This window comes from Oceaniglobus sp. K40-3, assembly GCF_055808395.1.
The window spans coordinates 1,542,008-1,560,394 of sequence record NZ_CM147868.1 but is presented as its reverse complement, the minus strand read 5'-3'; the positions used below and the strand labels follow the sequence as shown (position 1 = coordinate 1,560,394).

Annotated in this window: 12 protein-coding genes and 4 pseudogenes; 6 read left to right on the top strand and 10 right to left on the bottom strand. The window is 61.4% G+C overall.

Going from position 1 to position 18,387, the window contains the following annotated elements:
* Window positions 1-20: 20 nt before the first annotated feature.
* The 5 genes and pseudogenes from AC0L7P_RS08045 (at window position 21) to dtd (ending at window position 4,360) form a co-directional block, all read left to right on the top strand.
* Window positions 21-1,132, top strand: a pseudogene (locus tag AC0L7P_RS08045) (SPFH domain-containing protein).
* Window positions 1,133-1,191: 59 nt separating this feature from the next.
* The gene (locus AC0L7P_RS08040) at window positions 1,192-1,680 is read left to right on the top strand and encodes a cytochrome b (protein WP_473435232.1); all 489 of its coding nucleotides are present in this window, start codon (window positions 1,192-1,194) and stop codon (window positions 1,678-1,680) included.
* A gap of 162 nt (window positions 1,681-1,842) precedes the next feature.
* A pseudogene (locus AC0L7P_RS08035) lies at window positions 1,843-2,932 on the top strand (TFIIB-type zinc ribbon-containing protein).
* A gap of 74 nt (window positions 2,933-3,006) precedes the next feature.
* Window positions 3,007-3,923 (top strand): annotated as a pseudogene (locus AC0L7P_RS08030) (carbohydrate kinase family protein).
* Window positions 3,920-4,360 carry a D-aminoacyl-tRNA deacylase gene (gene dtd, locus AC0L7P_RS08025; protein WP_473435231.1) on the top strand — a complete coding sequence of 147 codons (441 nt, stop codon included), beginning with the start codon at window positions 3,920-3,922 and terminating at the stop codon, window positions 4,358-4,360. The pseudogene AC0L7P_RS08030 and the gene dtd overlap by 4 nt, the downstream one beginning before the upstream one ends.
* Before the next feature lie 204 nt (window positions 4,361-4,564).
* On the opposite strand, the gene AC0L7P_RS08020 is transcribed toward dtd, so the two are convergent.
* The 10 genes and pseudogenes from AC0L7P_RS08020 to AC0L7P_RS07975 all read right to left on the bottom strand — a co-directional run bounded on the left by AC0L7P_RS08020 (window position 4,565) and on the right by AC0L7P_RS07975 (window position 16,544).
* Window positions 4,565-5,125 carry a PqiC family protein gene (locus tag AC0L7P_RS08020; RefSeq protein ID WP_473435230.1) on the bottom strand — a complete coding sequence of 187 codons (561 nt, stop codon included), beginning with the start codon at window positions 5,123-5,125 and terminating at the stop codon, window positions 4,565-4,567.
* Between the two features lies 1 nt (window position 5,126).
* Window positions 5,127-7,982 (bottom strand): PqiB family protein, encoded by a 2,856-nt coding sequence (locus AC0L7P_RS08015; protein WP_473435229.1) that lies wholly within the window; start codon window positions 7,980-7,982, stop codon window positions 5,127-5,129.
* Window positions 7,979-8,527, bottom strand: a complete 549-nt coding sequence (locus tag AC0L7P_RS08010; RefSeq protein ID WP_473435419.1) for a paraquat-inducible protein A — start codon at window positions 8,525-8,527, stop codon at window positions 7,979-7,981. Before AC0L7P_RS08010 ends, AC0L7P_RS08015 begins: the two co-directional genes overlap by 4 nt.
* A gap of 74 nt (window positions 8,528-8,601) precedes the next feature.
* Window positions 8,602-9,243, bottom strand: coding sequence for a paraquat-inducible protein A (locus AC0L7P_RS08005; protein WP_473435228.1), 642 nt, complete (start codon window positions 9,241-9,243; stop codon window positions 8,602-8,604).
* 148 nt (window positions 9,244-9,391) lie between these two features.
* Complete coding sequence (locus AC0L7P_RS08000) at window positions 9,392-10,372, bottom strand: type I glyceraldehyde-3-phosphate dehydrogenase (protein WP_473435227.1); 981 nt, start codon at window positions 10,370-10,372, stop codon at window positions 9,392-9,394.
* A 171-nt stretch (window positions 10,373-10,543) separates the two neighbouring features.
* A pseudogene (gene ade / locus AC0L7P_RS07995) lies at window positions 10,544-12,243 on the bottom strand (adenine deaminase).
* A gap of 334 nt (window positions 12,244-12,577) precedes the next feature.
* Complete coding sequence (locus tag AC0L7P_RS07990) at window positions 12,578-13,438, bottom strand: ABC transporter permease (protein WP_473435226.1); 861 nt, start codon at window positions 13,436-13,438, stop codon at window positions 12,578-12,580.
* A gap of 1 nt (window position 13,439) precedes the next feature.
* On the bottom strand, window positions 13,440-14,303 hold the full coding sequence (locus AC0L7P_RS07985; RefSeq protein WP_473435225.1) for an ABC transporter permease: 864 nt from the start codon (window positions 14,301-14,303) through the stop codon (window positions 13,440-13,442).
* A 1-nt stretch (window position 14,304) separates the two neighbouring features.
* Window positions 14,305-15,411 carry an ABC transporter ATP-binding protein gene (locus AC0L7P_RS07980; RefSeq protein ID WP_473435224.1) on the bottom strand — a complete coding sequence of 369 codons (1,107 nt, stop codon included), beginning with the start codon at window positions 15,409-15,411 and terminating at the stop codon, window positions 14,305-14,307.
* A 71-nt stretch (window positions 15,412-15,482) separates the two neighbouring features.
* Complete coding sequence (locus AC0L7P_RS07975; protein WP_473435223.1) at window positions 15,483-16,544, bottom strand: extracellular solute-binding protein; 1,062 nt, start codon at window positions 16,542-16,544, stop codon at window positions 15,483-15,485.
* A gap of 237 nt (window positions 16,545-16,781) precedes the next feature.
* Here AC0L7P_RS07975 and pdxR point away from each other — a divergent pair, with 237 nt between their 5' ends.
* Window positions 16,782-18,236: a MocR-like pyridoxine biosynthesis transcription factor PdxR gene (gene pdxR / locus AC0L7P_RS07970; RefSeq protein ID WP_473435222.1), complete on the top strand. Its 1,455-nt coding sequence runs from the start codon at window positions 16,782-16,784 to the stop codon at window positions 18,234-18,236.
* The last annotated feature ends 151 nt before the right edge of the window (window positions 18,237-18,387 follow it).

Below are 18,387 nucleotides of genomic sequence, written 5' to 3'. Positions count from 1 at the left end.
GGCAATGCTTCGGAGGCCCCATGTCCATTTTCGATTTCCTTTCCGGTCAGTTCATCGACGTCATCCACTGGACCGACGACACCCGCGACACCATGGTCTGGCGGTTTGAACGGCAGGGCCACGAGATCAAATACGGCGCCAAACTGACGGTGCGCGAAGGTCAGGCGGCGGTGTTCATCCATGAAGGGCAGATGGCGGATGTGTTCACGCCCGGGCTTTACATGCTTGAAACCAACAACATGCCGATCATGACCACCCTGCAACATTGGGATCACGGGTTTCAAAGCCCGTTCAAATCGGAAATCTATTTCGTCAACACCACCCGGTTTTCCGATCTGAAATGGGGCACCAAGAACCCGATCATCCTGCGCGATCCCGAATTCGGCCCGACCCGGGTGCGCGCTTATGGCACCTATACGGTCAAGGTGTCCGATCCGGCCCGGTTCATGACAGAAATCGTCGGCACCGACGGCGAATTCACCATGGACGAGATCAGCTTTCAGATCCGCAACATCATCGTACAGGAATTTTCCCGGGTTCTGGCCACCTCGGGCATTCCGGTGCTGGACATGGCGGCCAACACCGCCGATCTGGGCAAGATGGTGGCCGAGCAGATCAGCGCGACGATCACCGGCTATGGGCTGACCATCCCCGAACTTTACGTCGAAAACATATCGCTCCCCCTGCGGTTGAGGCGGTGATGGACAAACGCACCTCCATGGGCGTGGTGGGCGATCTGAACCGCTACACCCAGTTTCAGGCCGCCGAGGCATTGGGCAATGCCGAAAGTGCCGCAGGCAGCGCCATGGCAACGGGCATGGGGGCGGGCCTTGGCATGGCCATGGGCGGGCAGATGGCCGGCCCCTGGGGCGCACGCCCCGCCATGCCCCAGGCGGCCCCGCCGCCCCCACCGCCGCCGCCGGTCGAACATGTCTGGCACATTGCCGAGAATGGCGCGACCAAGGGGCCGTTTTCCAGGGCTTCCATGGGGCGCATGGTGACGGACGGTGCCCTGAGCCGCAAATCCATGGTCTGGACCCAGGGGCAGGATGGCTGGCTGCCCGCCGAAGACGTGGCAGAACTGGCGCAACTGTTCACCGTCATGCCCCCGCCGCCACCGCCCGGCGTCTGAGCGACGGAAATTTCCGACCCCTGCGTTTGCCTCAAAATCAGCGACAAACGGAGTTCGCCATGACCACGCCCCGCATCGGTTACAGCCTTGGGCAAATCGGCCTTCACTGGGCGATCGCCCTGCTTATTGTCGTCAACTGGTTCACCAGCGATGGAATGGGCCCGGCGCTGCGCAACCGTATCCAAAGCGGCGCCTCGGGGGTTGAGGGCAACACGTGGCACATCTGGATCGGGAGCCTTGTGTTTGTGCTTGTCCTGATCCGCATTGCGGTGCGTCTGATGCAGGGCGGTCCGGTACCTGAAACCGGCGGTCCGGGCTGGATGGAACCCGCCGCGCTTTGGGGGCATCGTCTGCTTTATCTGTTGATGGTGCTGGTGCCCCTGACTGGCGCGGCCACCTGGTATCTTGGGCTTACGGCTCTGGGCGATCCGCACGGGCTGATGTCAAATCTGTTGCTGATCGTCGCCGGGGGCCATGCGGCGGTGGCGCTGGTTCATCACTTTGTTCTGAAGGACGGCACCCTCAAACGGATGTGGCGGCCGCAATAACGCGCCCCGCCCGCCCTTTCATCCACTTTGAAGGGGCGCCACGAAACGCCTGTAAACGCGCGGAAATTTGACGGGTCTGTAAAAACGGCTGCCGAAGGTGTTGCGCCGCGGTTTTCAGCCGTTACGGTACTGCGCAGCGTTCCCCGTGAGAAAATCCGCGACATGAGCACCGACGACCACCGTTTCCCCTGCAACGCCTGCGGCTCGGACATGCGGTTCGACCCGGGGCAGAACAAGATGATCTGCGATCATTGCGGCAATGAAACCCTGCTGGGCAGTGCAGGCCCCGCCCTGCCCCCGATCCGCGAGCTGGATTTCAAAGACGCCGTTGAGGCGCGCCTGCCCGATGCCGAAATCGAAACAACCCGTGTCACCCAATGCCCCAACTGCGGCGCCGAGGTGGAACTGGGTGCCGATCTTCAGGCCACGGAATGCCCGTTCTGCGCCACCCCCGTTGTCACCGACACCGGCGATCACCGCCATATCAAACCCCGCGCGGTCATGCCCTTTGTTCTGGCGGAACAGCAGGCGCGCGAGGCGATGACCCAATGGTTGGGCCGGCTGTGGTTTGCCCCCGGTGGCCTGTCGGAATATGCCCGCAAGGGGCGCAGGATGCAGGGCATCTATGTGCCCTACTGGACGTTTGATGCCGACACCAAAAGCGCCTATCGCGGCGAACGCGGCACGGTGTATTACGAAAGCCAAACCGTGGTGCGCGATGGCAAACGCGAGACCATACAGGTGCAGAAAATCCGCTGGACAGCGCGCAGCGGGCGCGTGGCGCGGTTTTTCGATGATGTTCTGGTGCTTGCCTCGCGGCTCGCTTCCCAAGCGGTTTACCGACGCCCTGCAACCCTGGGATTTGTCGGCGCTGGTGCCTTATGCCCCCGAATATCTGGCCGGATTCCGCGCCGAGGGTTATCAGGTGCCGCTTGAGGAAGGCTATACCGAGGCGCGTGGGCTGATGGACCGGGTGATCGAACGGGATGTGCGGTTTGACATTGGCGGTGATCGCCAGCGCATTCACGGCATCGAAACCGCGATTTCCGATGTGACGTTCAAACATATCCTGCTGCCGGTCTGGCTGGCCGCCTATAAATACAACGGCAAGACCTTCCGCTTTGTGGTGAATGGCCAAAGCGGGCGGGTGCAGGGCGAACGGCCCTATTCCGCGATCAAGATTGCATTGGCGGTGATTGCCGGGGTCATTCTGGCCGCTGGTATCGGCTATATCTATGCCCAGAACGGGTGAATTCCGGTGGATAGGCGATGGATTTACGGCTCCGTTAGCGATAACAAGGCGCAAATTCAAAGGGAGATTCGGCTATGATCCTGTGTTGTGGCGAAGCGTTGATCGATATGTTGCCGCGCACGACGGCGGCGGACGAACCTGCATTCGCCCCCCACGCGGGGGGGCCGTGTTCAACACCGCCATCGCGTTGGGGCGGCTGGGCCGCCCGGTGGGGTTCTTTTCCGGGCTTTCCGATGATCTGTTCGGCGAAATCCTGATTGAAACCCTGTCCGCCTCGGGGGTGGACGCCACACCGGCGCACCGTTCATCGCGCCCCACAACCCTGGCCTTTGTCAAATTCGTCGATGGCCATGCCACCTATGCGTTTTACGATGAGAACACCGCCGGACGGATGTTGAGCGCCGAGGATCTGCCCGCCCTCGGGCCGCAAAAGGCGCTGTTTTTTGGCGGTATCAGTCTGGTGGTTGAACCCTGCGGCACCGCCTATGAAACCCTGGCCCAACGCGCCGCGCAGGATCGGGTGGTGATGATCGACCCCAACATCCGCCCTTCGTTCATTGCCGAGGAGGCCGCCTATCGCGCCCGGATCGACAGGATGCTGGCGGGGTCGGATATTGTGAAACTGTCCGATGACGATCTGCGCTGGCTGCAAGGCGCGGGCGATCTGGCCACGCTGGCAGGGCAGCTGTTGCAAAAGGGACCATCGCTGGTGTGCATCACCGAGGGCGCGAAGGGCGCAACGGGTTACACCGCCACGGGGGCCACATTTGTGCCATCGCAAAAGGTTGAGGTGGTCGATACCGTGGGCGCGGGCGATACGTTCAACGCCGGGGTTCTGGCCGCATTGGACGAGGCGGGCGCGCTGGACAAACGCACCCTGCGCGCCCTGCCCGACACATTGGTGCGCGACGCGCTAAGCCTTGGTGTGCGCTCCGCCGCGATCACCGTCAGCCGCGCCGGCGCCAACCCGCCCCGCCGGGATGAGTTGTGAAAGCGCTGATCCAACGGGTCAGCCGCGCCGATGTGCGGGTTGAGGGGGCCGTTCTGGGCGAGATCGGGCCGGGGCTTCTTATCCTGGTCTGCGCCATGCAGGGCGATACCCCGCAACAGGCCGAACGGCTGGCCGCGAAAATCGCCAAGTTGCGGATTTTCAAGGATGAAGCGGGCAAGATGAACCGATCCGTGCTGGATGTACGGGGGTCGGCGCTGATCGTGTCACAATTCACCCTGGCCGCCGATACCGCGCGCGGTGGCAACCGGCCCGGATTTTCCAGCGCCGCCGCCCCCGCCGAGGGAAAGGCGCTCTATGAACACTTTTCCGGGGCGGTGCAGGCATCGGGTATTCCCGTGGCCATGGGCCGGTTCGGCGCCGATATGCAGGTCAGCCTGACCAACGACGGGCCGGTCACGATCTGGATGGAAACCTGACACATCTGCCCCGAAAAATCTGCGGTGTGCTTAACCCGTTGTTTACCGCAATCCCCTAAGACATGCCTATCCGGTCAAACCGGGTTCGGTCCGCCCGGAACACGGGGCGGGCGCGGGCCAAACGGGGGAACCCCCGCAAGGAACGCCTGCACAGACCGCGCACCCCGCTGCTCGAATTGCGGGGGGTGCGTGACTGTTCACATGTTACAGGCCTTTTTTGGCAATCTGGCGTGCCAGTTCGGTAATCGCCTGCCCCTGTGCGGCGGCGATGGCATTGGCATTGCCCGCGGTATAGGGCATCGAAATATCGAACCGCCCCGCCACATCGCGCCGCGCGCCTGTCGGGAACGACACGAAATACTGCCCCGTCATGCGGTAATTGCCATTCACCCCGGCCAATGCCTCTGAAAACCGCACCTCAAGCCGCGCATCGGCAGAATCGCTGAGCGGCCAAGGTTCGGCTGCCGCCTTGGCGCGGGTCAGGGTGGACAGGGCATCGGCCAACCCCTGCGTGATTGCCCGGGTCGGATCATCGGCCCAAAGCAGGTTCTTGTCGGTCAGCAATTCACCGTTTGCCCCCTCAAGCGCGATGGTTTCCAGCGACGCGTAAAGCGGCAGATTGACCTCGCGCACCTCGACCGATCCGACATGTACGCCGATCTTGTCCGAGGCGGTGACCGAGGGCACGGCATAGCGCAGGGTTGGCGTGCTGGTGCAGGCGCCAAGGGCGATCAGGGCAAAAGCGGCGGCAGGCAGAAATTTCATATCAACGTCCAAATAACAGGGAATTCGGGCTGCGCTCGATCGCGCGGGCCAGGGAACTGACGGATTTGGCGGCATCGCGGATGTCGCGCAGGGCCGATTTCGCCTCGCTGCCCACCTGTCCGTTGGCATCATATCCGCCGACCACGGTTTCGGCCTGGGCCAACAGCCGGTTCATCCGGGACAGCAGCGCGGGCAGATCCTCGCTCGCCTTGGCAACGGCAGTTGCCGCGTCGGTGGTGGCGGCAAGGGTGGCATTGGCGTTGTCGATCAAGCCGCCGTTGCGCATATCGGCCAGCACGCCTTCGATCTGGGCCAAGGCATCGTTCAGGGCTGCGGGCACCGCCTGGGTGTCGGACGAGGCGATAAGGGTGTTGGCGCTGTCGATCAGCTTGCCCGCCTTGTCGGCCAGTTCCTCCAGCGGAATATCCCCGGCGGATTTGACCAGCTTTTCGATCTCGGCGGCGATGGTATCGGCGCGGGCCGTCAGGCGGGGCAGATCGGTGGCGGCAGCATCAAGGCTGGTCACCGCACTGCGGGCCGATTCCAGCACCGGCAGCAGCGCATCGGTGATCCGTTTCACGGCATCCGATGTCTGGCCCAGGGTTGCGCTGGCGTTGTCGATCACCCGACTGGCACGCAGATCGGCCATGGTATCGCGGGCGGTGTCGATCGCGGCGCCCACCTGTGCCGGCAGGGCGCGGGTGGCCGGATCATTCAGGATGGCATTGGCACTGACGATCACACCGTTGGCCTGTGTCACCAGTTCCTCAAGCGGCAGGGTCTTGGCGGAAATCAACAGCGCGTTGGCGTTGCCCGCCACGCCCTCCAGCTCGGAAATCAGGGCGGGCATACCATCAAGGGTGGTCGTGGCGCCATCCAGGGTTGCCTTGGCCGCATCAATCACCGGCAGCACGGCATCGGTCACCCGGTTCACCGCATTCTGGGCCGACGTCAGGGTGGTGCCCACCTGTTCAACCACACCGCTTGCACGCAGATCGGTGATGACGCCGCGCGCCTCGTCGACCGTGGCGCGCAGGCTTGCAGGCAGGGCCTGAGTGGCCGGATCGCGCAACAGGATATCGGCACTGGCCAAAATCGTGGTGGCCTGCGTCATCAGATCCTCCAACGGCAGGTTGTTGGCCTTGACCAGCAGGGCATTGGCATTTTGCGACACGGCCTTGAGATCGGCAATCAGGCCATCGGCATTGGCCACGGTTGCCGTCACCGCATCGGCGGCATCCTTGGCCGATTGCAGCGCGGCAACAAGGGAATCAACCGCGCCCGCATCACGCACCTGTTGCAACAGGGTTTCCATCGAGGTGACACTGTTTTGCAGCGTGACCAACATGTCGGACGCCTGCACCGGCAATCCCTGCACCTGCTCGGACCCTACAAGTTTGCGGATATCAGCGACCAGCCCCAGCACCTCGGCGGGGGTGGCGGTGGTGCCTTCGTCGTTCAACAGACGGTTGACGCTGTCCATCACATTGATCGCGGACCCGAGCAATTCTTCGATCGGCAATTCGTTGATCCGGTTGAACACCCCTTCGGCGGTGTCCGAAAAATCGGACAGATTGGCGGGAATCGACGGGATGATCGGATAGGGTTCGCCATCCCGGTCGATCCTGCCGGCCGGTTGCGGGCCGATGGTATTGGGGATCAACAGCGAAACCTTCAACCCGCCTGTCAGGATCGAGGCATTCTGCAATTGGGCGCGCATCCCCCGTGATACGGCATCGTCCAGAAAATCCAGCGCCTGTTCTTCGGTCGCATCGCTTGACAGGCCCATCTTGACCAGTTTGAGGGACAGCGTCGCCAGCAACCGGACCGACCGGTCACCGAACCGCGTTTCATCGACCAACCCGGTGATTGCGGTCACGGTGCCGATGTTGATGCCCTGAAATTCCACGGCAGCCCCGGCCGACAACCCGCTGACCGATCCCTCAAAGATCACGGCCATGTCCAGTGTCGGGCCTTCGTCGCCATCGGTGAAAACGCTGTTGCGGGCGGTTTCCTGATCGGTGAACAGTTGAAATGTCGTGCCCTGTTCAACCGCCGTGCCGCCCGAAACGATGGTGTCAAACGCCACGCCCCCCGATACCAGCGAGGCCAGCGACGACACATCAAGCTGCGCCCCCTGCGCGCCGAATGAGAACGTGAACCCCGAGGTATCCCAGAACCGGGTCGACGTGGTGATCAGCCGGTCCTCGGGGGCGCGGATAAATCCGTCGGCCACCACGGAAACGCCATCGTCTGACAGGCGCAGGTTGGCCACCTTGCCCACCTCGATGCCGCGATAAAGGATCGGTGTTCCCTCGCTCAGCCCCTCGACGTTGTTCGAGCGCAGGGTAATTGCCACGCCCTTTTGGCCTGCCCGCACCAGTGGCGCCCGGGCAAGCCCCTTGAAATAGGTGGTCGGTTCGTTGACCGTCCGATCCCAGCTTCCTTCGATATAGACGCCGGACAGAACGGTATCCAGCCCGGTCACCCCCTGCGCCGACACCTCTGGGCTGACCACCCAGAATTGCGCATCGGAATCAACATATTGCGCCACATCCTTGTGCAGGCGCACCTCGGCGATCACATCTTCCAGATTTGCGGAAAACCGAATGCCTTCGACGATGCCGACCGTCACGTCGCGATACCGCAGTTCGGTTTCATCCACCTTGATGCCTGAGGCATTTTCAAAGGCGATTTCAATCAGCGGGCCGCGCGCGGCATAGGAATGAAACACCACCCAAAGCGACACGACAAGCGCACCAAAAGGCACCAGCCAGACCAGCGAGAACCGCTCACGCAGGCTCTTTTTGGCGGGCACGGTATGTGGCGCTGGCGGGATGTCGTCAGAATGTGTCAAGAAGCGTCGCCCTCCGGGGCATCCCAAATCAAACGTGGGTCAAAGCTGAGCGCCGACAGCATCGTGAAGATGACCGACAGCGCAAAGGTGATGGCAGCAGGCCCCGGATTGATCGACGCCACCGAACTAAGCTGCACCAACGAACTCAGGATCGCCACCACAAACACGTCAATCATCGACCAACGGCCAATGAATTCGACGAATTCATACAGCTTGTGGCGCGCATGTGACGAAAGCCGCACCTGATGGTTCAGACTGAGCGCAAGATAGGCGATGGCCACGAATTTGCTGATCGGAATGATCACAGAGGCGGTAATGATGATCGCGGCAATGCCATAGCTGCCATGGTGGGCAATATCGATCGCGCCCCCCAGAATCGTGCTTTCCGTCGTGCTGAACAACGTGCGGGTCAGCAGCATCGGATAAAGATTGGCCGGTATGTAACAGATCATCCCCACGATCAGCCAGGCCCAGACCCGTTGCAGGCTGCGGGTGTGGCGCGATTTCAGGGCACTGCCGCAACGGCTGCACCGTTCCTGCCCCATGGGCCAGACCCGGGTGCAGCGCGTACAGGCGACAAGGCCGCGTTCGCGCGCGGTTTGCAGGTGATGGGCGACGCTCAACGCCGCGCCTCTTTGTCCAGCGCCTTCCAGATGGTCCAGCGGCACATATACCCGTCTTGAATCGTGATCACCACGACCAGCGCGGCAAACATCCAGAACGCCGGGCCATAATCCACCCGGGCCAGATCGGAAATCTTGACCAGGGCCACCGCCACACCGATCACGAAAATTTCGGCCATGGACCAGGGTTTCAACTGTTCCGACAGCCGGAACGCGACGGTCGCGCCATGCAGGGGCGAACGATCAAGCGCCAGTGGAATAAGCACATACAGCACCAGAGCCGCGCGAAACACCGGGATCAGCACGATCAGCGATACGACAGCAATCGACAGGGGCAACATCGGCCCATCGACAAAGGCCAGCGCCGCATCAAACACCGAACTGGAATGATGCAGCCCCGCAACCCGCACCTGAAGGAACGGAAAAAACGTGGCCCCCAGCATCAGGATCATCATCGTGATCGCCAGCGCGATCACCCGCAAAAATCCCCCACGGCGTGGCGCAATCAGCACGGTTTCGCAGCGTGTGCAGGCCGAACGCTCTCCAACGGCCGGCGGAACAGCCGAATAGAGCGCATCGCATTGCGGACATGCGATAAGCTCGGGCTCGGCCTTCGGGGAAGGTGCCGAATCAGTCATGTGACCACTGCAAACATCAACATGCTGGGTTTTAACAGGAACCGGGGCCAAGGTGCAGTGCCGATTTCCACGTGCAACCCTGCGGTTGACGTCAGGAAATGCAGCGAAACCACGCATCAGCCAACCGGCGGCGCACCTGCGGCCCCGATCACGGGCGGTGCAACCGCAGGGCCATATCGATCATCCGGTTGGAAAAGCCCCATTCATTGTCATACCAGCCAAACACCCGCGCCATCCCGTCGCCCTGAACAATCAGTTCCGGCCCCGCAAGGATCAGGATCTCGGCACGCGCGCGCAAATCGCTTGAAACCAACGGCCGGTCCGTCCAGCCAAGGACCGGGCCAGCGGCGGCGCGCAGGGCCGCCTCGACAGCCCCCTGATCGGGCGCGCCATTCAGGCGCACCACCAGATCGACCGCCGAAACACTGGCCACGGGCACGCGCACCGCCGCCCCCGTCACCCGCCCCGCCAGATGGGGCAGGACCACGCCAACAAGCTGCGTCGCGCTGGTGGTTGTCGGCACCATCGACAGCGCCCCCGCCCGGCTGCGCGCCGGATCGCCCCGGGGCGCATCGGTCATCGGCTGGCTGCTGGTGTAACAATGCACCGTGGTCATATGCCCCTGTATCACCCCAAAGGCGCGGTCCAGCACGGCCAGCAGCGGCGCCGTGGCATTGGTGGTGCAGGACGCGTTCGAAATGATGGCATGATCGCCCGCCATGGCCTCGTTCGCGCCCAGAACCACCGTGACATCCGCCGCCTTTGACGGCCCGGAAATCAGCACCCGTCGCGCCCCGCCCGCCAAACCGCGTTCCGCCACGGCGCGGCTGTCGGCCCGGCCCGTACACTCCAGCACAAGGTCGATGTCGCGCAGATCAAGCGCCGACAGATCCGCCGCCCGGTGCAGCGCAATCGCCTGCCCGTTCACCGTCAGCGTGCTGCCCTCCAGCGTGACAGACCCCGGGAAAGGGCCAAACACGCTGTCATATTCAAACAGATAGGCGCAAAGATCGGGCGCGGCGATGTCGTTGATGCAAACCACCTCGATCCCGGTATTGATGCGAGTGGTGGAGAGGGCGCGCAGAATGCTGCGCCCGATACGCCCGAATCCATTGATCGCAATACGCATAGCCCAGCCCCGGTTGTTACGGCGCCATCAAAGACTTTGCACAGGCCGTGTCAAATCAGTTTCCGTGACATGCCCCATCAACACCGAACAACCTGCCCGGTGTCCGCACCATTTGCCACGGGCGCCCACAAAATATGGCGTGGGGCCGCAAGGCCCCTCCTTTTGGTCAAACTACGCTATGATCTCGAATTTGGTCACATCCACCATGCCGCGGTCGGTGATTTTCAGCATCGGAATGACCGGCAGCGCCAGAAACGCAAGTTGCAGAAACGGCTCTTCCAACACCACGCCCAAAGAAACCGCCGCCGCGCGCAGTTTCTCCAGCCGTGCGCGCACATGCTCGAAACTCTCAAGGCTCATCAAGCCCGCCATAGGCAGGGCCAGTTCCGCCAGAACCACACCATCGCGCACGACCACAAAGCCGCCCTCGATCTCGCCCAGCCTTTGCGCCGCCAGGGCCATGTCGTCGTAATCCGCGCCCACCACCGCGATATTGTGGTGATCGTGACAGACGGTCGAGCCGATAGCCCCGCCCTGCAACCCGAAACCGCGCACGAACCCGTTGGCGACATTGCCGTTTTTGCCGTGGCGTTCGATCACCGTGATCCGGGCCAGATCGCGGGCCACATCCACCGGTTTGTCGCCATCCACCACGGGAATATCAATGTGCAGATGTTCGGTGATGATCTTGCCCGGCAGAATGCCGATCACATCCGTTTCGGCCCGGTTCGATGCGGTGCGGAACGCCGCCCGATCAACCACCGGCGCCTGCACCGAATGGCGCCCGATGGGCGGCACGATCCGGCGCGCATCAAACGCCGCCGGCTCCATCGCCACCCCGCCACACAGCACCAGTTGCGCATCACAGGCGGCAAGGGATTTTACCGCCACGATATCCGCCCGCTTGCCCGGCGCGATCTGGCCGCGATCCTTCAAACCAAACGCCTCGGCCGCCGAAAGCGATGCGGCGCGATAGGCTGACAGAGGCGTGACACCCCGGGCAATCGCGGTGCGGATCATGTAATCCAGATGGCCGTGTTCGCCGATATCCAATGGGTTGCGATCATCGGTGCAGAAACAGCAATAGGCGCTGGTCGCCTCATTCAGGATCGGCAAAAGCGCCTCCAGATCCTTGGAAACCGATCCTTCGCGGATCAATATCCGCATCCCCTTGCGCAGCTTTTCCAACGCCTCGTCCGCCGTTGTCGCCTCGTGCTCCGTGCGGATGCCCGCCGCCACATAGGCATTCAGATCGCGCCCCGACAGCATCGGCGCATGGCCGTCGATGTGATGGCCCGCAAAGGCCTCCAGCTTTTCCATACAGCCGGGATCACGGTGAATCACCCCCGGGTAATTCATGAATTCCGCCAGCCCAAGGGCGCTTGGATGCTCCAGCAAGGGCAGCAGATCGGCGGCAGAAATCGCCGCCCCCGCCGTTTCCATATCGGTTGACGGCACGCAGGACGAAAGCTGCACCTTGATATCCATGAGCGTTTCCAATGCGGAATCAAGGAAATACTGTATCCCCGGCACCCCCAGAACATTGGCAATTTCATGGGGGTCACAAATCGCCGTCGTCACCCCGCGCGGCCCGACGCAGCGGTCAAACTCAAACGGCGTGACAAGACTGCTTTCGATATGCAGATGGGTGTCGATGAACCCCGGCACCAAAATCAGATCGCGCACATCGCGGATTTCCGCGCCGTCATAGCTGTCACCGATCCCGACGATCTTATCGCCGGTGATCGCCACATCCCCCGCAATCATCGCCCCGGTAACAACATCAAACACCCGCCCCCCCGCAGCACCAAATCACAGGGGATGGCACCGCGGGCGGTGTCGATCAGGCGGGCGAGTGTTGGTTTGGGCATCGTTTGCCTCCTTATTGGGCGAATGTGTGACAGATTGGCACCAATTTCGCCAAAAGGTCCACTCCACACGCGAAGCTTTGCCCATAGCAGGCCCTGCGCCTTTGTTCTGCCCGATTTTATCGCTATATTAAAATCAACACGCCGCCACATGCGACGCCGCGATAGGGCCGGAATTATACCCGCACGTCGCAATCGACACGACAATATCTGATTTTGCCGCTGGCCCTGGTGCCCGGTGGCGCAAAGTTCCTCCCTGACTGGACAGGTCGCGGCTTGCCGCGACCTTTTTTTGCCCGTCACCGCAGGTTTTTGCCTGTCACCGCAGGGTTTCAACCTATCCCTCGTCATCGGTTTTCTGAAAAAGCAGCGACAACAGCCCGAGGACGGCGGACCCCACGATCAACAGCAACGACACGGCGTTCAAGACCGGCGTTGACCCCTGCTTGAGCTTGTCGAACATGGTGATCGTCAACGGCGAATCCGAACCGACCAGCATCAGGGTGGTGTTGAAATTTTCAAAGCTCATCAGCACCGCAACAACCCCAGCGCCGATGATGGCGGGCGCCAGAAACGGCAGCGTGATCTGGCGCACCGCCCCCCATTTCGTTGCGCCAAGGTTCAGCGCCGCTTCCTCAAGGCTTTGGTCGAATTTCTGCAAACGGGCGGAAATCACCAGGGTGGCGAATGTCGTGATGAAGGAAAACTGCCCCAGAATCACAAGGATCAGACCGGGCCGCAGCCCGTCAAACCACAGGCCTGTGGCATCCTCCAGCCGGTTGGCGACCGAGCTGGCAAAGACAAGGATCGAAATCCCGAGGATCACCCCGGGAATGATCAGAGGCAACAGCATCAGGATATACAGCAGCTCCTTGCCGCGAAAATCATGGCGCACGAACAGGAAGGCATTGCAGGTGCCAACCACCACCGAAAGCCCGGCAACCCAGACCGCAACAAAGGCCGATGTGCCGATCGAACGCAGGATCGAACGTTCGTGAAACACCCCGATGAACGGCGATTCAGTGCCGAAAAACCATTTCAGGGTAAAGCCTTCCCATGGCAGCGACGGAAAGACAGAATTGTTGAAGGCAAAGGCGCAGACCACCGACAATGGCAGGGCAAGATAGACAAAGAACAATGTGACATAGGCCCGGTAAGACCATTTCAACACGCCGGATTGGGGAACTGTCGGGATCATCTCAGCGCCCCATCGTTTCAGTCAGGGATTGGCGCGACAGTTTCAGCCCCAGATACACAACCGTCGAGGACAGCCCCAGCAGCAGGAACCCGAAGGCCGAGCCAAGCTCCCAGTTAAAGCGGGTAATGAATTGGGTATAGATCAGCCCGGTGAACCACAGGCTGTCCTTGCCGCCCAACAGGATCGGGGTCAGGTAATTGCCCAGCGACAGCATGAACACCACGATACACCCCGACACGATGCCGGGCATGGCGTGGGGAATGACGATTTCACGCAGGATCGAAAATCCGTTGCCACCCAGATCATACCCCGCCTCGATCAGGCTGTCGTCAAGGCTGTCCAGCGTTGTCACCAAGGGCACGATCATGAACAGGATCGACGTGTAAACAAGGCCGATCATGATCGCGGCGTCGTTATAGAGAAATTCGACAGGGCCGGATATGACGCCCAGATATTGCAGCACATTCGACACCACCCCGGTTTCGCGCAATAGGATCATCCAGCCAAAGGTGCGCACCAGTTCGGACACCCAGAACGGGATCAGACACATCAGAAACAGCGTGGTCTTGCTGCGCCCCCGGGTCAGTTTCGCGATGTAATAGGCGATGGGAAACCCAAGCAGCAGCGTCAGCAATGTCGCCAGAACCGACATGAACGCCGTGCGCGCAAAGGTGCGCCAATAGAGCGGTTCGTTAAAGAAAACGGCATAATTTCCAAAGCCGGTTTCATATTGCCGCACACCCACCTTTTCGCTGATCGACACCACGAACAGCCCGATATGGGGCAGAATGATAAGCGTCACCAGCCACAGCAAAAGCGGCGAAAGCAAAAGGTAAAACCCAAGTTTTGAGCGATCCGAAACCATTCTATGCCCCCTCTGCCGGAAAACACCGCGCCTGCGCCGGATCCCAGCTTGCGTAAACCGTCGCCCCCTTGCCAAGGCCCAGAAACGCGCCGGTCTGGGGCAAGGCGGCCTTGATCGTTTCGCCTGATTTTGCATCGCGCAGAATGGCAAGGCTGTTCGCGCCGTTGAACAACACGCTGTCCACGATCCGTTCGCTTGCGTTGGTGTTGCCTGTCTCGGGTGGTGCGCTCAGCGACAATTGAATCGCCTCGGGCCGGACATAGATTTGCGCCCGTTGCCCTGTGGCGGGTTGGGCCGCCATGGCCTGGGCGCGCAATGTAACGCCACCATCTGTCACGATTGAAACCATCTGGCCGTCTGTCGCCGTGATCTTGCCCTCATACCGGTTTGCATCCCCGACAAACCCGGCCACAAAGGCGCTTGTGGGTTCGAAATATAGCTCTTTCGCCGTGCCGATCTGATCGAACCGGCCCTTGTTCATCACCGCGATCTTGTCGCTCATCACCAGGGCCTCGGATTGGTCGTGGGTGATATAGACAAAGGTGGTGTTGAATTCCGCCTGAAGGGTTTTCAGCTCGATCTTCATATGTTCGCGCAACTTCAGATCCAGCGCACCCAGCGGTTCATCCAGCAACAAAACGTCAGGTTCCAGCACCATGCAGCGCGCAATCGCCACGCGCTGTTTCTGCCCGCCGGACAATTGATCAACCCGCCGCCCTTCGATGCCGGGCAGGCCGACACGCTCCAACACCTGCGCGACCCGGGTGGTGATTTCGGATTTGCCAACCCCGCGCTGGCGCAATCCAAACCCCACATTCTGACCGATGTTCATCATCGGAAACAGGGCAAGATGTTGAAACACCATGGAAACCGGGCGCTTGTTCGGCCCGACGCCGATCATGGATTTCCCCTTGATCGACAAATCCCCGCTGGTGGGAAACTGAAACCCGGCAATCATCCGCAACAGCGTGGTCTTGCCACAGCCCGACGGCCCGAGGATGGAAAAGAACGACCCCTGCGGCACATCGAAACTGACCCGATCCACCGCGCGGAAATCCTTGAAATTCTTGGTAAGATCGCGGCACACGAGATCAGCGGTTGCAGCCATTTGTCTTTCGCCTTTCATGATAGAAAAGAGGGCGCGTTTTGGCGCCCTCTTTGGTATTGGTCAAGCGATGCTCAGTTCGCGGCGTTGACACGATCCAGCGTGGCGCCTTCCATGGTTTCCAGACCGGCAGGCACCGGCGGATACCATTTGATGTTGTCGATGGCCGCCTGATCAAAGCTGGCCTGATAGCGCGCCTTGAGATCGGCGTTGACGCCTTCATCGCCCCCGACAGCCGCGGTGAAATTGCCGGCTGAATTGGTGATCATCGATGCAATATCGGGCCGCATCACAAAGTTGATCCAGTCATAGGCCGCATCATCCGCCCGCCCACGGGCCGGAAAGGCGAACGTATCGATCCAGCCAAGCGCGCCGGATTTGGGCGCGACAAAGGTGATATCGGGGTTGTCGGCGTTCAACTGCCAACCGCCGGTATCCCACGCCATCGACGCAACAACCTCGCCCGAGCGCAGCAGGTTCTTGATCTCGTCGCCGCCATCCCAATAGGTTTTCACGTTGGGTTTGCACTCGATCAGCTTGGCCTCGACCTTATCGAGAATCCCCTGATAGGCGTCGGAATCGGCATAAGCCGCAAACGGATCAAGCCCCATGGAAAAGGCAAACCCGATCAGGGTCGGGCGTTTCAGACGATACGAAACCTTGCCCGCCACCGAAGGATCACACAGATCGGTGTAATCGGCCACATTCCCCGCTTCGGCCGTGTTGATCACCAGCCCGCTTGTCCCCCAGATGTGGGGCAGGCCGTAAACCTCGCCGTCAAAGGTCGTGTTCTTGGCGGTCGCGCTCAGCATCGAGGGAATGACCTGCGCGCTGTCCACGCGGGACATATCGATCGGTTTATAGATGCCGAATTCTTCCTGGGCGCTGGTGATTCTGTCCTGGCTTGGCTGGGCAAGGTCGAACCCGCCGCCGTTGGTTGCGCGCAGTTTGGCGATCATCTCTTCGTTGTTGGTGGTCGTGACTTCAACCGTGTGGCCGGTTTCAGCCTCGAATTTCGCGATAACCTCTTCAGGTGCGTATCCGCCCCAGGTCAAAAGACGCAATGTCTCGGCGGATGCCGCCGTCGTGGACATGGCCGCGATGACCATTGTTGTTGAGATCAGTCCGATTTTCATACCCTGTTCCATCCGTAAAAGTTGAGACGCCGCCATTAACACAAGCCCGCCCGCGAAAGTCCAGTGTCGGGTGAAAAGCCAGTTCCAAACAACCACATTTACCACCGCCCCCCTGCCCCCCGGTTTATGGAACGGCCCGCCATCCGCGCCGGCACCCCCGGCCGATAGCGGGTGGATCATCTGCCTTGCCCATGGTCAGCAATAGGGCCAGAATGGGCCATCCATAGGTCCAGCCACATGCCCATTGCGCCTGAAACTTTCTTTCTCGATCCCCGCGCCGAAGGCACCCTGCAATCGCAGATCCAAACCATGGTGGCCGGGGGCATCCTGTCGGGGCGGTTTCGCCCGGGTGAACGGCTCCCGTCATCGCGGCAACTGGCCCGCCACCTGGGCGTCAGCCGAATCACGGTGACCCTCGCCTTTACCGAACTGCTGGCCGATGATTATGTCACGGCCCGGGGCCGGTCTGGCTATTACGTTTCCAAAACCGCGCCCCATCCGCCCATTTTCACGCCCCCCGAAACAATCGATCGGGTGGATTGGACCCGCGCCATTGGGCAGCGATTCACCGGGGGCGCGGGGGTGATCAAACCCGCCGATTGGCAGGGCTATCGCTATCCTTTCATCTATGGCCAGACCGACCCGGCCCTGTTCGATCACGCCAATTGGCGGTTTTGTGCGCTGCGGGCTTTGGGGCAAAAGGATTTCGCCGCCCTCACCTCGGATTATTACGAATCCGATGATCCACAGTTGATTGAATTCATCGCCCGCCATTCGCTCCCCCGGCGCGGCATCGCCGCTGAACCCGATGAAATCCTGATCACCATGGGCGCGCAAAACGCCCTGTGGTTGGCCGCGCAGGTGCTGTTGAACCAACGCCGCCGCGCCGCTGTCGAAGATCCCTGTTATCCCGCCCTGCGCGATATCCTGCTGCAAAGCCGGTGCAAGCTGGTGCCGGTGCCCGTTGATCGGCACGGGCTGATGCCCGACCTTGTGCCCGACGACACCGATGTCGTGTTCACCACGCCCAGCCACCAATGCCCCACCACCGTCACCATGCCCCTTGCCCGCCGCCGGGCCTTGCTCGACCGCGCGGCGGCCCATGACATGCTGATCGTCGAGGATGACTACGAATTCGAAATGTCCTTTCTCACCGCCCCCTCCCCGGCGCTGAAATCGCTCGATACCGATGGGCGGGTGATCTATGTGGGCAGCTTCTCCAAATCCCTGTTCCCGGGCTTGCGGCTCGGCTATCTCGTCGGGGCAGCGCCGTTCATCCGCGAGGCGCGCGCCCTGCGGTCCACCGTGCTGCGCCATCCGCCAGGGCATATTCAGCGAACCACCGCCTATTTCCTGTCCCTTGGCCACTACGATGCCCTGATCCGCCGCATGGCCCGCGCCTATCACGACCGGCGCCGCGTGATGGAAAGCGCCATCACCGATCTGGGCCTGAGCATCGCCGGGCAAGGCAGCTTTGGCGGCTCCTCGCTCTGGATGCAGGCGCCACAGGGCACCGACATGGCAGTGGCCGCCAAAGACCTGCGCGCCAGATCGGTGCTGATCGAACCCGGCCGCCCGTTCTTTGCCGCCCCTGACGCCCCGCGCAATTATTACCGTCTGGCCTATTCCTCGATCGCGTCATCGCGCATCCGCGATGGCCTGGGCCACATCGCCGCACGTTTGGCAAAATGATGCCGCCGCCCCGGCGGCAACGCGCAATATCACCGCCCCCGTCCCCGCCTCACCGCAAACACCAGCGATGAGAGACGCAAGGATCGAAGAGCGGCGACAGCCCTGAACCAACCCGGCGAAAAAAATTCCCCATGCCATATTGCTAAGCTAT

What these genes read in the sequence shown, in the direction of transcription:
- AC0L7P_RS08040 (WP_473435232.1), top strand. Translation starts at nt 1,192, where the DNA reads ATGACCACGCCCCGCATCGGTTACAGCCTTGGGCAAATCGGCCTTCAC.
- AC0L7P_RS08020 (WP_473435230.1), bottom strand. Translation starts at nt 5,125, where the DNA reads ATGAAATTTCTGCCTGCCGCCGCTTTTGCCCTGATCGCCCTTGGCGCC.
- AC0L7P_RS08010 (WP_473435419.1), bottom strand. Translation starts at nt 8,527, where the DNA reads ATGGGGCAGGAACGGTGCAGCCGTTGCGGCAGTGCCCTGAAATCGCGC.
- AC0L7P_RS08005 (WP_473435228.1), bottom strand. Translation starts at nt 9,243, where the DNA reads ATGACTGATTCGGCACCTTCCCCGAAGGCCGAGCCCGAGCTTATCGCA.
- AC0L7P_RS08000 (WP_473435227.1), bottom strand. Translation starts at nt 10,372, where the DNA reads ATGCGTATTGCGATCAATGGATTCGGGCGTATCGGGCGCAGCATTCTG.
- AC0L7P_RS07990 (WP_473435226.1), bottom strand. Translation starts at nt 13,438, where the DNA reads ATGATCCCGACAGTTCCCCAATCCGGCGTGTTGAAATGGTCTTACCGG.
- AC0L7P_RS07985 (WP_473435225.1), bottom strand. Translation starts at nt 14,303, where the DNA reads ATGGTTTCGGATCGCTCAAAACTTGGGTTTTACCTTTTGCTTTCGCCG.
- AC0L7P_RS07980 (WP_473435224.1), bottom strand. Translation starts at nt 15,411, where the DNA reads ATGGCTGCAACCGCTGATCTCGTGTGCCGCGATCTTACCAAGAATTTC.
- AC0L7P_RS07975 (WP_473435223.1), bottom strand. Translation starts at nt 16,544, where the DNA reads ATGAAAATCGGACTGATCTCAACAACAATGGTCATCGCGGCCATGTCC.
- pdxR (WP_473435222.1), top strand. Translation starts at nt 16,782, where the DNA reads ATGCCCATTGCGCCTGAAACTTTCTTTCTCGATCCCCGCGCCGAAGGC.